This window comes from Heminiphilus faecis (genome assembly GCF_008728965.1).
Lineage (GTDB): Bacteria > Bacteroidota > Bacteroidia > Bacteroidales > Muribaculaceae > Muribaculum > Muribaculum faecis.
Genome location: NZ_VSMC01000002.1, coordinates 1 through 14,679, shown reverse-complemented (window position 1 = coordinate 14,679; position 14,679 = coordinate 1). Strand labels below are relative to the sequence as shown.

Below are 14,679 nucleotides of genomic sequence, written 5' to 3'. Positions count from 1 at the left end.
GCGTTCTCCGGTGAAGTCAAGAAGACAAAAACAATAATTAATACCGAAAAAATTCCGTATTATTTGTGATGACGCATAAATTATCTTAAATTTGCATGACAAACAATAGCCATCAATTCATTTAATATATTAAGTTCTAATTTTCAAATTTTTAAACTTCTATGTGGTTAACAAGCTCATCTATAGGGCGCAAATTGGTAATGGCCGTAACAGGTGTTTGCCTCGTCCTATTTGTAACTTTTCACTGCTTGATGAACGCAATAGCTATCGTGTATCCGGCGGCTTACAATGTTATTTGTGAGTTCCTTGGAGCTAATTGGTATGCGTTGGTAGCCTCTATGGGGCTTGCTCTGTTGTTCATCATTCACATTGTCTATGCCGTGTGGCTTACTCTTCAGAACCGTAAGGCACGTGGTAACGACCGTTATTCAATAAACAAGCGTCCGGCTACGGTCGAATGGTCATCGCAGAACATGCTTGTACTCGGTATCGTGGTTCTTGCTTTCCTTGCCGTGCACATGATTCAGTTCTGGGCAAAGATGCAACTTCAGGAGATACGTGGTGTCGAGGGAGTGATACCCCCCTCAATAGGCACATTGTTTATTCAGGAAGCATTCTCTTGTGTGTGGACTCCGATTGTGTATATAATTGGTTTCGTGGCTTTGTGGTTCCACATGAATCATGGTTTTTGGTCGATGTTTCAGTCTATCGGCTGGGACAATGCCACTTGGTTGCCACGTCTTAAGACTATAGCATGCTGGTGGACAACAATCGTGATAGCATTGTTTATCGCACAGGCCGTGGTATTTACAGTAAATGCCCACAATGACTTCTACAAGAAAGATCCGGTGCTTCGCGATCAATACAAGGAGGTAATAGGTAAAGTGGTAGGCATACCTGCCGATCGCTTCAGTTACGATCAGGTACCGACAGCCGAAGACCTGCAGAAGGCCAAGACCGAAGTTGACAACCTCAGGAAAAATCCTCAGATGATGTCGCAGTACGGTGTGGATGCCGCTATGCTTGAAAACCAGCTTAAGAGCATTGAGGCTTGGACCTCTATACTCCCCTTTGTTGATTACCTTAATGATGCTGCCGAAAATGTTGAGGCTGTCGAAGTTGAGGCTGTTCAGGAAGTTCAACCCGAAAATTGATTAGCGATATGGAAAATAATAAAGAGAATATTAAAGTGATGAATCCGGCTGATTCTAAAATCCCGGAAGGTTCTATCGCTGAGAAATGGACCAACTACAAGGCTCATCAGAAACTGGTGAATCCGGCTAATAAACGTCGTCTTGACATAATCGTGGTCGGTACCGGCCTTGCCGGCGCTTCAGCTGCGTCGTCGCTTGCCGAGATGGGCTTCAATGTACTTAACTTCTGCATACAGGACTCTCCCCGCCGCGCTCACTCGATTGCTGCTCAAGGTGGTATAAATGCTGCCAAAAACTATCAGAACGACGGTGACTCGGTATACCGCCTGTTTTATGACACTGTAAAAGGCGGTGACTATCGCGCTCGTGAGGCCAATGTATATCGTCTTGCCGAAGTATCCAATAACATTATAGACCAGTGCGTGGCTCAGGGTGTGCCTTTTGCACGTGAATACGGAGGTCTGCTTGCCAACCGTTCATTCGGCGGTGCACAGGTGTCGCGTACATTTTATGCCAAAGGTCAGACCGGTCAGCAGCTTTTGCTCGGTGCATACTCTTCGCTAAACCGTCAGATCAACCTCGGCAAGGTAAAGAGCTACAACCGCTATGAGATGCATGATGTTGTCATGATTGACGGCCGTGCTCGTGGTATTATTGCCAAAAACCTTGTTACAGGTAAGTTTGAACGCTTTGCCGCTCATGCGGTGGTTATAGCTACCGGCGGTTACGGCAACGCTTACTTCTTGTCGACCAATGCTATGGGCTGCAACTGTAGCGCCGCCATGGCTTGTTATCGCAAGGGTGCTTATTTTGCAAATCCGGCTTATGTTCAGATACACCCGACTTGTATACCTGTACACGGTGATCAGCAGTCAAAACTTACTCTTATGTCGGAGTCGCTGCGTAACGACGGCCGTATTTGGGTGCCCAAGAAACTTGAGGATGCCAAGAAACTTCAGAGCGGAGAAATTAAAGGATCGCAGATACCTGAAGCTGATCGCGACTATTATCTTGAGCGTCGCTATCCGGCATTCGGTAACCTTGTGCCCCGCGACGTTGCTTCGCGTGCCGCCAAGGAGCGTTGCGACAAGGGCTTCGGTGTAAACAATACCGGTCTTGCGGTGTTCCTTGACTTCAGCGATGCTATCAACCGCCTCGGTATTGATGTAGTGCGTCAGCGTTATGGTAATCTTTTCGATATGTATGAGGAGATCACTGACGTTAATCCGGGTGAAGTCGGTTCTGAAATAAACGGAGAGGTTTACTATAACCCGATGATGATATTCCCTGCCATCCACTATACTATGGGTGGTATCTGGGTTGACTACGAACTCCAGACTTCGTTGAAAGGACTTTTTGCTATCGGTGAGTGCAACTTCTCCGATCATGGAGCCAACCGTCTTGGCGCTTCCGCTCTTATGCAGGGTCTTGCCGATGGATATTTTGTGCTTCCCTATACTATCCAGAATTATCTTTCCGACCAGATTACTGTACCGCGCTTCTCAACTGATGCTCCCGAGTTTGAAGAGGCTGAAGCCAAGTGCGTTGCCGCTCAGGATGCTCTCTTGAAGATACAAGGCAAGCGTTCTGTGGATTCTCTCCATAAAGAGCTCGGCCATATTATGTGGGAATACGTAGGTATGGGACGTACGAAAGAGGGCCTTACCACTGCGTTGGCTAAATTGAAAGAACTCCGTAAGGAATTCCAGACCAACCTCTATGTGCCCGGTACAGCCGAGGGCATGAATATCGAGCTTGACAAGGCTTTCCGTCTGAATGACTTCATCATTATGGGCGAGCTTGTGGCTTATGATGCTCTTAACCGCAATGAGAGCTGTGGCGGACACTTCCGCGAGGAGTACCAGACTGAAGAAGGCGAAGCCAAGCGTGATGACGAAAACTATTTCTATGTATCTTGCTGGGATTACCAAGGTAGCGATGACAAGGCTCCCGAACTTATCAAAGAGCCGCTTCACTATGAGGCTATCAAGGTTCAGACCCGTAACTATAAGTCATAATCTTTTCACATATTAGAAAGTAAACTCAAATGTCAAAAATAACTGTAAAACTTAAGGTTTGGCGTCAAGCTGGACCGAAGGAAAAAGGCGAGTTCAAGACTTATACGGTTGACACCGATACCGATACCTCTTTCCTTGAAACGCTCGATATCCTCAACGAGCAGCTTGTTAATCAGCATGAGGAGCCTATAGCTTTTGATCACGACTGCCGCGAGGGTATATGCGGTATGTGTTCGTTGTATATCAACGGACATCCCCATGGTCCCGCTACCGGAGCCACTACCTGTCAGCTTTATATGCGTCGTTTCCATGATGGTGAAGAGATTACGGTTGAGCCGTGGCGATCTGCAGCATTCCCCGTGATTAAAGACCTTATGGTTGACCGCAATGCTTTTGACAAGATTCAGCAGGCTGGAGGTTATGTGTCGTTCAACTGTGGCGGTGCTCAGGATGCCAATTGTCTGCCCATATCAAAGGTCAATGCCGATCTCGCTATGGACGCGGCTACCTGCATTGGCTGCGGTGCGTGTGTTGCCGCTTGTAAGAACGGTTCGGCCATGTTGTTTGTATCTGCAAAAGTAAGTCAGTTTGCTCTGCTTCCCCAAGGTCAGGTTGAACGCGCCCGTCGTGCACGTGCCATGGTTAAGAAGATGGACGAACTTGGTTTTGGTAACTGTACTAATACTGGTGCTTGCTCGGCAGAGTGTCCTAAAAATATTTCGCTTAGCAATATTGCCCGTCTTAACCGAGAGTTTATCAAAGCTAAAATTAAAGATTAAAATTCTTTAATCGATTTGTATAAGAAAGGCGCTTCTGTAAAGAGGCGCCTTTCGTTTTGTTATAGGTGAAAAAACTATTTGGAAATAGCTGATTAATTGTTCGAAAATTTTTGTAGATATTGTTCATTAACGTAATTTTGCACTATAAAATCACCAACAATGCATTTATCTCGTCGTAATATTTGGCTGTCGACTCGCGACTACGTTTTTATCGTATTCGGGTTGCTTATCTATGCTTTCGGTTTCACTGCTTTTATATTGCCTGAAAAGGTCGTAATCGGAGGCTTGGTCGGCGTCGGTTCTCTCGTGTATTTCCTGCTGGGTATTCCGGTGGCTCTGACATCCTATGCTTTGAATCTCGTGTTGCTTGCGATAGCATACAAGATTGTGGGCAAGCAGTTTGTCATACGCACTGTCTTCGGTGCCACAGTCATAAACTTTTTCATTGGTGTTATGCAGCCGATGTTTCCTGAACCGCTTATTGCGCAGCAGACATTCATGAATATAATAATCGGAGGAGTGCTCTGTGGTTTTGGAATAGGGCTTGCCTTTACTCATAACGGCAGTACAGGCGGCACCGATATTGTGGCTGCCATGGTGTCAAAGCGGAGCAATGTGTCTATAGGACGTATGATGCTTTACTGCGATTTTCTTATAATATCGTCGAGCTTCCTGATATTTCATCAGATAGACAAGATTGTGTATGGTCTTGTTGTCACGCTGTTAGCCTCGTTTATGGCTGATCAGGTCATAAATACCAACCGTCAGGCTGTCCAGTTTACTATTATCTCGCGATACTGGCAGGAGATTGCCAATGCCATAAATAATGAGGCACGTCGTGGCTGTACGGTGCTTGACGGCATGGGGTGGTATTCAAAGCAGGAGGTAAAGGTTCTGTTGGTTATGTGCCGTAAAATAGAGTCGGTAACCATTTTCCGTATAGTAAAATCCATTGACAAAGATGCTTTTATCACTCAGGCCAATGTCAACGGGGTATATGGACAAGGATTTGATATGGTAAAACTCAAAATGAAAAATGTAAAGCACGAGCATAATAAAGACGGTCTTATCCCGCCCGCTCCGGCAGTGCCTCGTGATGCCAAGCCATAAATTGGGCTTTGCACAATAATGTCTTATGCTCAAGGTGGCTATTGCTGTCTTGTGATTGACAATTGGAGGCATGACGAGTTTCATTAGCGGTGTTTCTGACTATATTGTATCGGATGTGGACCGCAATGTATAGGCGGGTGATTTTAATCGAGCAATTACTTGTTGACACTATGTGTGGCATAAAGATTGTCTTATGGTGCATCGGTGAGAAAAATTTAGTAATTTTGTAAAAAATATAATCAATCAAACCAATATGAACGAATTAGCCAAGACATATAGCCCTGCCGAAGTCGAGGACAAGTGGTATAGCTATTGGATGGAGCACGACCTGTTCAAGTCGGTGCCTGACGACAGAGAGCCCTATACGATAGTAATACCGCCTCCAAATGTGACCGGTATATTGCACATGGGCCACATGCTCAACAATACTATACAGGATATACTGATACGCCGTGCAAGAACAGAAGGCAAAAACGCTCTTTGGGTGCCCGGTACCGATCATGCGGCAATAGCAACTGAGGCTAAAGTTGTGGCTAAACTTGCCACGGAAGGCATTAAAAAAAGCGATCTGACTCGTGAGGAATTTCTAAAACATGCTTGGGAGTGGAAAGAGAAATATGGCGGCACAATACTTGAACAGCTCAAAAAACTCGGAGCATCATGCGATTGGAGTCGTACTGCTTTCACTATGGACGACGTACGTTCGAAAAGTGTGATAAAGGTATTCTGCGAGCTGTATCGCAAAGGCCTTATATATCGCGGAAAGCGTATGGTCAACTGGGATCCGAAAGCATGTACCGCATTGAGCGATATAGAGGTCATATATAAGGAAGAGCATAGTAAGTTGTATTATCTCCGTTATAAGATAGTGGGAGAAGACGGTTATGCCATCGTAGCCACGACACGTCCCGAGACCATAATGGGCGATACTGCCATGTGCATCAACCCTGACGACCCCAAGAACACTCACCTCAAGGGCAAGCACGTGATAGTGCCTCTCGTCAACCGCGAAATACCGGTAATCGAGGATGATTATGTTGACATTGAGTTTGGTACCGGATGTCTTAAGGTGACCCCCGCCCATGACATGAACGACAACATGCTCGGAGCAAAACACAATCTTGAGACAATAGATATATTCAACGACAACGGCACCATAAGCGAAGCTGCAGGCATGTATGTAGGCATGGACCGCTTCGCCGTGCGCGAGCAGATAGCCAAAGACCTTCAGGCTGCCGGGCTTATAGAGAAAATTGAGGACTACGAGAACAAGGTAGGATATTCGGAGCGCAATCCCGATACAGCCACCGAACCCCGACTCTCCGACCAATGGTTCTTGAAAATGGAAGATATATCTCGTCCTGCTCATAAAGCGGTAATGGACGATATCATAAAATTCGTGCCCGAGAAGTTCAAGAATACTTACAATACTTGGATGACGGAGATTAAGGATTGGTGCATATCTCGTCAATTGTGGTGGGGACATCGTATACCGGCTTATTATCTGTCTGACGGCACCTTTGTTGTTGCAGAGACTTCTGAAAAAGCACTCGAAGAGGCTATGAGTATGACTGGTAATTCATCACTTACTCTTGAGGACCTGCATCAGGATGAAGACTGTCTTGACACTTGGTTCTCATCATGGCTTTGGCCTATTTCGCTGTTCAACGGCATTCTCGAACCCGACAACGCAGAGTTGAAATACTATTATCCCACATCTACTCTTGTCACAGGCCCTGACATAATATTCTTCTGGGTTGCGAGAATGATTATTGCCGGTTATGAATTTGTCGGTGACAAGCCTTTTAAAAACGTCTATTTTACCGGTATAGTACGCGATAAAATCGGCCGCAAGATGTCGAAACAATTCGGAAACTCTCCCGATCCGTTACAGTTGATAGACACATATGGCGCGGACGGAGTGCGCATGGGCATGATGCTTGCCGCCCCTGCTGGCAATGACGTTCTATATGATGACAAACTATGTGAACAGGGCCGCAATTTCTGCAACAAAATATGGAATGCATTCCGTCTTGTTAAGGGATGGGATGTTGTCGATGCCGAGCAGCCAGAAAGTGCATCGATAGCTATCAAGTGGTTCCAAGCCAGACTCGACGCTACCATGTGTGAAGTCAAGGACCTATTCGACAAATTCCGACTGTCGGAAGCATTGATGGCCATATACCGCCTGTTCTGGGACGAGTTTTCTTCATGGTATCTTGAAATGGTCAAGCCGGCTTACGGAAGTCCTGTCGATAAAGCCACTTATAAAGCTACGTTAGGTTACTTCGACGCACTGCTGCGTCTGCTCCATCCGTTCATGCCGTTCATCACCGAAGAGCTCTGGCAGCACCTTCAGGAAAGAGCCGACGGAGAGTCCATCATGTATGCCGAACTGCCCGAAATAAAACATGTCGGCAGCAGTATGGTAGATGCAATGAACCAAGCCAAGGAAGTCGTGATAGGAGTACGTGGAGTAAGAGCTGCCAAGAACATATCACCGCGCGAAACTCTTCATCTCAATGTCATAGGTCAATGGACAGGCGACTTCGATGCTGTCATAACCAAACTGGCAAATCTGTCAGGTATATCGGGAAATGCCGAAAAGGATGCAGCTGCCGCTTCGTTCATGGTGGGTACGACTGAATTCAACGTACCCGTAACCACCAATATAGATGTAGAGGCCGAACTTGTCCGTCTTAACAAAGACCTTGACTACTACAAGGGTTTCTTGGCTTCGGTAATGAAGAAACTCGGCAACGAACGCTTTGTCAACAATGCACCTGAAGCTGTGGTTGCTGCCGAACGTCATAAACAACACGATGCGGAGTCCAAAATATCGACCATAGAATCGACCATAAAGGCTCTGACCGGCAAATAAAGATTTTATGTATGCACATACAGGCGTGGCAAACACTAAGTTGCCACGCCTGTTTCATAAATGATGTATTCTCGGGGCTGCGTTCTTCGGCGCCAGCAGAAAGATACCCATGATCGATTAACAGTGTTTTATAAATTCAGTAATTGCTAAATAGCTTTGGCCTAATTACAATACCGGCTCTCAGATGTGAAGAAAACTTATTGTAGTCAAGCAGTCCTTCTCCATATCCGTTGTAGTATTGAGCGAACAGACACCAGTCGGCATTACGGGAAAACTGCCATGAAATCTCTGCGACGGTGTTAAAGTCAAGTTTCCAATTCTTGCGTTTTGTCAATACAAGGCTTCCTTTCCATCTTCTGTTGTTAGACGAAAGTTCAACTCCGGCCTGCACTATACCCACATATTTTAATAAGTCCTTGTTGTGTTCACCGTCAACGTATGGTATCCACACTTTAGCATGGACAAGCAGATTGTTTGACACAAGCAAATCGGCTCCAAGGCTCAGCCTGTTCCATGAACGTGATTCAATAGAATCACGTCCATTGCTCTCATGTTCAAGTTGCAGTATGATTTTGCCCATGTATTTGCCGTTCTTAAAAACCGGTTTGGCAAGACCGATACCCGGATTAAAGTTAAGGTCTGTCATTGGCAACGACTCTTCGAGTATATTCCAAAATACCTTTTGGGTGTAGCACAAATATAGGTATGAGCCAAAAGGAAGAGTTGATTTCGTCAGCTTCTGTCTGACAGATATTTGAACCTTTACGTTGGTGTTTTCTTTTGTGGCTTTGGGACCGATTGACAGTCCGAAAATGAAGTAATTATCTTTATATAACGTAAAATAGGGTCCTTTGTCAAACTCACGACGTACGCTGTCCGCATCTATGGGTTGATGATGTTCTTTGTCATGAATCTGTGCTCCGACCGAAAGACATGTCAGGAGAAGGCATAATGCCAGCATTAAACGTCCGGCTCCCATAGGCAAACCCATAAGATCTTCATGACTTGCACCGATTGTATGGCTGTTATGTGATTTCTCCATTGTTTATTGAAAATGATTGTTTTTTGATAAAAAGTCTGTTAGTGTTGACGACAGGATTCAAACCTGTATTTTCAGTAGCCGTTCTTTCGCATATGCCCTACTGATGCCCTGATCAGCTTAAACGACGCCAACAGTCCATTTTGGTTCAGAGACCTCCCTCCCAGTAGTGGCGCACTTTGTAAGTGTCCTCCTGAGTTACCGGATCGGGTAAAATCTCAACCGTATCTTCCCGCGCAAGCCATCCTAATGCGGCATTTATCTCCCGGTCCGAGAGTTCTGTGGCTCGTTTCAGTTTGTCATAGCACCAAGTCGTGCCGTTGTTCATGAGTTGCCATATACGCATAGCATTTCTGGCGATTAAATTTGTATCCATATATTTATAGTGTTGGTTTTACTTTCTTTACAATATTCAGAATCTGATGCCGATAGTACAGGCATGCCATTACGAAGTATATTCCGGTCTGGATCCATAGTCCGCAATACTCGGTTCTCACATCCTGAAGCGACGCTCCCATTGCAGTAATCCTTACGTATCCGTTTGTGCCGAATGTCGAGGGAAATACATACGAAATGTATTTCAGGAATTCCGGTATTGAGGCTCCGGGATAAGACAGCCCTGACAGGAACAGCAAAGGAACAGACATGAATACAAACAGCATTATGCAGTCTTCCCTGCGATAAACAAGTGACGACAACACCATTCCCATGAATATGCAGGCCAGCAGATAGGGAACAATAAATGCTATGAATGTCCAATAGTCACCGAGTTGCGGCAATGTGAATATCCGTGTGACCACGGTAAACATATATACTGCAATGAGGATATAAAGGAAGAAATAAGGCAGCCCCTTGCCAAACACAATGTGGACAGGGTTCTTGTACCATTTATTGAATGGAATGACGCTTCCCCTGTTCCGTTCGCGTGAATCGCCCATCGACATACCTATTCCGAGGAATATTGTCTGCTGGATAATCAATATAAGCACAGGCGGTATCAGGAAAGCCGCGAATCCGCTCTGGGGGTTATACAGAGGAACATGCTCATATTCAACAGGCATTTTTGTTATTTCTTCCTGCCGCTGTGTTGTTGCCGGCAAGTGCCTCTCAACTTTTATATCCTTGTTCATGGCAAGGGCTACATTGGTCGTAGTCAAAAGTATTGCCTTATAATTCAGCATCTTGCCCATGTCACAGTACACGCCGACCCGTGTCTGTTCCCCGTGATAAAGATCAGATGAGAACGAAGCTGGAATTTTTATTATCCCGTATGTTTTTTGTCCCATCAGCAATTCATTCGCCTCATCCATACTATTGCAATGAGCAACAATTTTCACATCGGACGAAGCGTCGATATTTCTGATAAACTCCCGGCTTAAAGAATTGTTACATTCGTCAATCACCGCAACAGGCACATCGTTAACCACCTCATTGGTATATATGTAGGAATACAGCAGCGGATAGGCAAACGGCACGAACAGTATGAACATCAATATGCCCGGATCCTTGCAGATGCAGCGCAATTCATTGTACCATATCTGCGCTATGTTCAAAATAGATTTCATAACTGTATCACGGTTTATATTTATATTTCAAAAATGCGGTGCGGTATCTCCTTATGACCAATACCGGCAATAGGGCAAATACGACAAGTGTCAGAACAGAAGTCCATACATAACTGGCAGGATAGCCGTTCAATGCCTGATTTACATATATCAGATAGTATTGCCGCAATGGGAAAATCCATGAGAAAAATTCCAACCACTTCGCCATGGATGTCACAGGATATGTGAAGCCTGCAAGAGAGAACGACAGTATGCCCCATAACGAACATATACACATCGAGAGTCGCATTTGGCCGCTGAATACACCAAACAAGAACACACCGAAACCTTGAGAGGCAAGAACTGTTAGTATTCCCAGCATTATCATCGGGAATATTCCGCTGTTACATGGGAAGCGTAGGAACTGATAGAAATATACATCATAGAATATGAATACCAGCGAGAACAGCAGAGTCTGTGGCAATAGTTTTCCTATCAGTGCTATCCATGAGGAATTTCCTGCCATAGCGAAAAGCCGCTTCTGAGTTCCTTGCTTCCATTCCAGCCCAATGGTGTAGGTGGTGGCAAGTGTTATCAACAGTATCAATATACCCGGAAGAAGCACATTGTTGAGATATACCGAATAGTCAAGTTCTGGATTGTTCAACGGATGTGACTCGATGACAATAGGCTGAATTATCCCCATCGCCTGTGTTTCTGTAAGGCCGTGGGCATAGAGGTTTTCACGTGTTATCGCCATTCCGGTTGACTCTGAGGCCGTCTTCAGATCCTTCATCAGTAATGACCCTGCGAGAAGATAGGCATCGTTGGTGTAAAAAGAAATCTGCGGTTGCCTGTTGGATATGGCTTTCTCGGTCGTTCCACGAGGAATGTAGAAGAAAGCGTATATCTCCCCGCGCTGCATCGCTTTCCGGGCCTCGGTGAAATCCGGATATGAATACTTGATATCTGTTTCCTCCAGAGCGTCGATGGTACGGGTGATCACACGAGAAATCTGCGTGTTGTCCTCATCCACTATTCCGGTCGGCAATTTTGTAGGAAGTCCGTCGTCCATCAGTGTGACGAACAGAACCACGCACAGCACCGGTGCGACAAGAAGGCAGAAGAGGAACAGCGGGCGGCGCGAATATATGCCCAGCTCTCTCCGGCTTATTGCCAAGATGCGTCGGTATGTTGACTTATTGTTCATATTGTCATTTCTCAAATACGGCGGTCATGCCGGCTCTTAATCCTACCAGATCTTCCGGCTGCACAGGATAAGCCTGAACCTCAAATGTCTTCAGGTCATATTTGTCCAATGCTTTTGTGGCTTTCCATGTGGCGAAACTACCTACATCTTTTATACGCTCTATCCGTACCTTGACGGATTTGTCGAAAGCAGGCACATACACATCCATTTCGGTGCCGACGGTTATTCCGGGCAACATATCTTCACGGACATTGAATGTGAACCACATGTCATCAATTACCGATACATTCATGATCGGGGCACCGCTGCCTACAAGTTCTCCTATTTCGGGAAAAATATCGGTCACAACACCGTCGGCAGTAGCTATGAGCGCCGTTTCCGACACATAAGAGCTGACTTCCTTTATTGCGCCCTGAGCCCTTTCGACTTGCGCACGGGCAGCCGTCATATCTTCATGTCTGGAGCCGTTCACAGCCATGTCATACTGCGATTTTGCAGCTTGTTCTGTCGCTATCGCAGCCTGATACTGGGCGTAAGCCTCATCACGTTTTTGTTCAGCCATCACACCTTTTTCAAAGAGGCGGTTCACACGGCTGTATGTCTTTTCTGCGACATCTCGTCCGGCTATAGCTTTTTGCCATGTGGCGTATGCTCCCTGTATCTGTTCGTTGCGGGCCCCGTTGCGGGCTTTGAGTTCCAGAGCCTGAGCCGCGTCGAAAGCCGCCTGAGCCTGTGAGAGTTTAGCCTCGATGTCGGGTGCGTCCAGAATTACCAACGTGTCTCCTTTCGACACCATGTCACCTTTTTTTACCCTGATTTCAAGGACGCGGGCGGGTATTTTGCTTGACAGCCTGTAATCTGTCATTTCGGCTTGACCCTGTATTGTCTCTTTTTGAGAGGGCAAAGTGAGACCAACTACTATCACTGCTATAATTACAAGAGTGAAGATAGAGGCAATGACGATAATTATGTTCAGATTCTTTTTCATTATAATGGTTTTATTTGATTAGTCCTAATGATTTGAGCAGATAAAGACTGGCAAGCCTTTCATCGACAGATGCCGATATTAAATCAGAATGAGCCGAAAGCCATGCAGTCTGAGCTTCGATGACATTGCTGACCGGTATGATGCCTTCTTTCAGCCTGTAATTGGCGCATCTCAGATTTTCATCTGCTTCCTCTCTGTTTCCGATAGCAGCGACATAACGCTCATGTGCTTCTGTTGCTTTTTGGCGGCACTGGCTGACCTGTAGCTCTATTTTTTCTTCGATTTCTTCAATATGTAGCCGCGATATCATTACATTCGTTTTGGCCTCCTTTGCCTTGTAGGACCGTTCTCCTCAAGTAAGTATGGGGATATTGACAGCGACTCCGACATTCCATGTGCCATTGAATTTTTTCTCAAATCCATTGAACACAGACGGATTGCTTAACATGTATCCTCCTGTAAGTGCGACAGACGGCAAAAATTCGGAACGTGCTATTTTGACTTTCTCCTCATTGATTTTAATTGACTTTTCAAGCATACGGAGTTCCGGTCTGCCGTGCCATTCATTCAAATTCCCGCAATCGGGCATGAGAACATAGCTGGGTCCTGTAGTATTCTCATCGGCAAGCCTTAAGTCGGTATTCATATCAAGACCGCATAACTGACACATAAGCATGCGCATTATGGACAGACCATTATCGACTTGTATCAATGTCACCTTGGCCTCATTTAATTTGACTTTGACGCTTAGCCCATCGGCTTTTGTCGCAAAGCCTTCGTGTATGAGTTGGGTGACATCGCTGTCAAGAGTCTGAATAAGCTTTATATAACCCTCGGCAAGCTCTTTTTTTGAGTGCAGTTCAACTATTTTCCAGTATGTTTCATCAACCTCCACGATTAAGTCCTGTAATTGTAAATCAGCCTGATCACCTGCAATCTGTTCTGCATAACTGGTAATCTTGTTGTATGCTCTGATTTTACCTCCCATATATATGGGCTGAGTAAGCATTATTGCAGCTGCGGTCATATTTCGTGTATCAGTACGTAGGGCATCATTGAGCTTTTCGCCCAATGCGTTCAATGGCAGACCGGGAATCTGAACCATATCTCCAAGATGTGACAACGAGTTTTTCTGTTCGTCGCTCAAAAGAGATATCTCGTCACCGGTTCTCATATACATTCCGGTAGCGGATATTTTCGGCAGATACTTTGTGAATGCAGCTTTGCGCTGATAATGTGCTCCCTGTTGGCGCATGTGAGCCATACGTAATTCCTTATTATTGTTTATGGCGAGATCCCGGCATTCCTCTAAGGATATTGTGCGGGTTTCTCCCATGCAAGCAAAAGAAGAAATGAGTAAGGATGTAAGAAATGTGGTTATAGATCTGTTCATTTTCACTATTGATTATTTCGCTTGCAAAGTTCGGCATAAGAGAAATGCTCCAACAGTTCAATATGGAGCGCGGTTTGGAGCATATGGCGTTTTTAGCTCTTTTGTGGATAAAAAAACAATTAGTTTTTAATACATTTGTCTTGTAAATTAAAATTCTGAACTATGGCATTTGATACTGTCCCTATATCAACATTGATTCAACATTACACGTCAAGCGAAGCAACGTATCTGCAAAATGGTCGTGTATTGATAACTCCGGTAAACAGGATGGAACTGTTTTCTTTACCTGTCCGTTTAGATGCGATTACGGTCCTGATCTGTATCAGAGGTCAGATAAGATGCAGTATAAATCTAAAAGAATATATTATTAAGCAAAATGACCTGTTTTTATGCTTTTCCGGTGATATCGTTCAGATTCACCATGCTGAAAATGTGTGAAGATTCAAAATCGAAGTGCAAAAACTTTGCTTAGATAAGCAGACCAACCTCACTCCTCTCGGAGGGGGATGCCCAAGCGGCGGGGGCGGCCGAGTCCGCCCCCAAGAGTGAATCGGTAGAAAAAA

General features: G+C 45.3%; 10 protein-coding genes and 2 pseudogenes. 6 read left to right on the top strand and 6 right to left on the bottom strand.

Annotated elements, in window-relative coordinates; translation table 11 throughout:
• Positions 1-161: 161 nt before the first annotated feature.
• The 5 genes and pseudogenes from FW767_RS01395 to FW767_RS01375 form a co-directional block, all read left to right on the top strand.
• Positions 162-821: pseudogene (locus tag FW767_RS01395) on the top strand (succinate dehydrogenase cytochrome b subunit); the annotation flags it as partial.
• Positions 822-1,192: 371 nt separating this feature from the next.
• Positions 1,193-3,172: a fumarate reductase/succinate dehydrogenase flavoprotein subunit gene (locus FW767_RS01390; protein ID WP_121697928.1), complete on the top strand. Its 1,980-nt coding sequence runs from the start codon at positions 1,193-1,195 to the stop codon at positions 3,170-3,172.
• Positions 3,173-3,201: 29 nt separating this feature from the next.
• Complete coding sequence (locus FW767_RS01385) at positions 3,202-3,951, top strand: succinate dehydrogenase/fumarate reductase iron-sulfur subunit (protein WP_121697795.1); 750 nt, start codon at positions 3,202-3,204, stop codon at positions 3,949-3,951.
• A gap of 159 nt (positions 3,952-4,110) precedes the next feature.
• The gene (locus FW767_RS01380) at positions 4,111-5,061 is read left to right on the top strand and encodes a YitT family protein (protein ID WP_121697794.1); all 951 of its coding nucleotides are present in this window, start codon (positions 4,111-4,113) and stop codon (positions 5,059-5,061) included.
• 253 nt (positions 5,062-5,314) lie between these two features.
• Positions 5,315-7,942 carry a valine--tRNA ligase gene (locus FW767_RS01375; protein ID WP_148464646.1) on the top strand — a complete coding sequence of 876 codons (2,628 nt, stop codon included), beginning with the start codon at positions 5,315-5,317 and terminating at the stop codon, positions 7,940-7,942.
• Positions 7,943-8,078: 136 nt separating this feature from the next.
• On the opposite strand, the gene FW767_RS01370 is transcribed toward FW767_RS01375, so the two are convergent.
• From FW767_RS01370 to FW767_RS01345, 6 genes and pseudogenes are all read right to left on the bottom strand, one after another.
• Positions 8,079-8,984, bottom strand: a complete 906-nt coding sequence (locus FW767_RS01370) for a phospholipase A (protein WP_235897952.1) — start codon at positions 8,982-8,984, stop codon at positions 8,079-8,081.
• A gap of 145 nt (positions 8,985-9,129) precedes the next feature.
• Complete coding sequence (locus FW767_RS01365) at positions 9,130-9,357, bottom strand: winged helix-turn-helix domain-containing protein (RefSeq protein ID WP_121697792.1); 228 nt, start codon at positions 9,355-9,357, stop codon at positions 9,130-9,132.
• A gap of 4 nt (positions 9,358-9,361) precedes the next feature.
• Positions 9,362-10,546, bottom strand: a complete 1,185-nt coding sequence (locus FW767_RS01360; RefSeq protein ID WP_121697791.1) for an ABC transporter permease — start codon at positions 10,544-10,546, stop codon at positions 9,362-9,364.
• 7 nt (positions 10,547-10,553) lie between these two features.
• Positions 10,554-11,735: an ABC transporter permease gene (locus tag FW767_RS01355; RefSeq protein ID WP_121697790.1), complete on the bottom strand. Its 1,182-nt coding sequence runs from the start codon at positions 11,733-11,735 to the stop codon at positions 10,554-10,556.
• Between the two features lie 4 nt (positions 11,736-11,739).
• Positions 11,740-12,723 carry an HlyD family secretion protein gene (locus FW767_RS01350; RefSeq protein ID WP_121697789.1) on the bottom strand — a complete coding sequence of 328 codons (984 nt, stop codon included), beginning with the start codon at positions 12,721-12,723 and terminating at the stop codon, positions 11,740-11,742.
• A gap of 10 nt (positions 12,724-12,733) precedes the next feature.
• A pseudogene (locus FW767_RS01345) lies at positions 12,734-14,116 on the bottom strand (TolC family protein).
• A gap of 162 nt (positions 14,117-14,278) precedes the next feature.
• Here FW767_RS01345 and FW767_RS13095 point away from each other — a divergent pair.
• Complete coding sequence (locus tag FW767_RS13095; protein ID WP_121697788.1) at positions 14,279-14,554, top strand: hypothetical protein; 276 nt, start codon at positions 14,279-14,281, stop codon at positions 14,552-14,554.
• Positions 14,555-14,679: the final 125 nt, after the last annotated feature.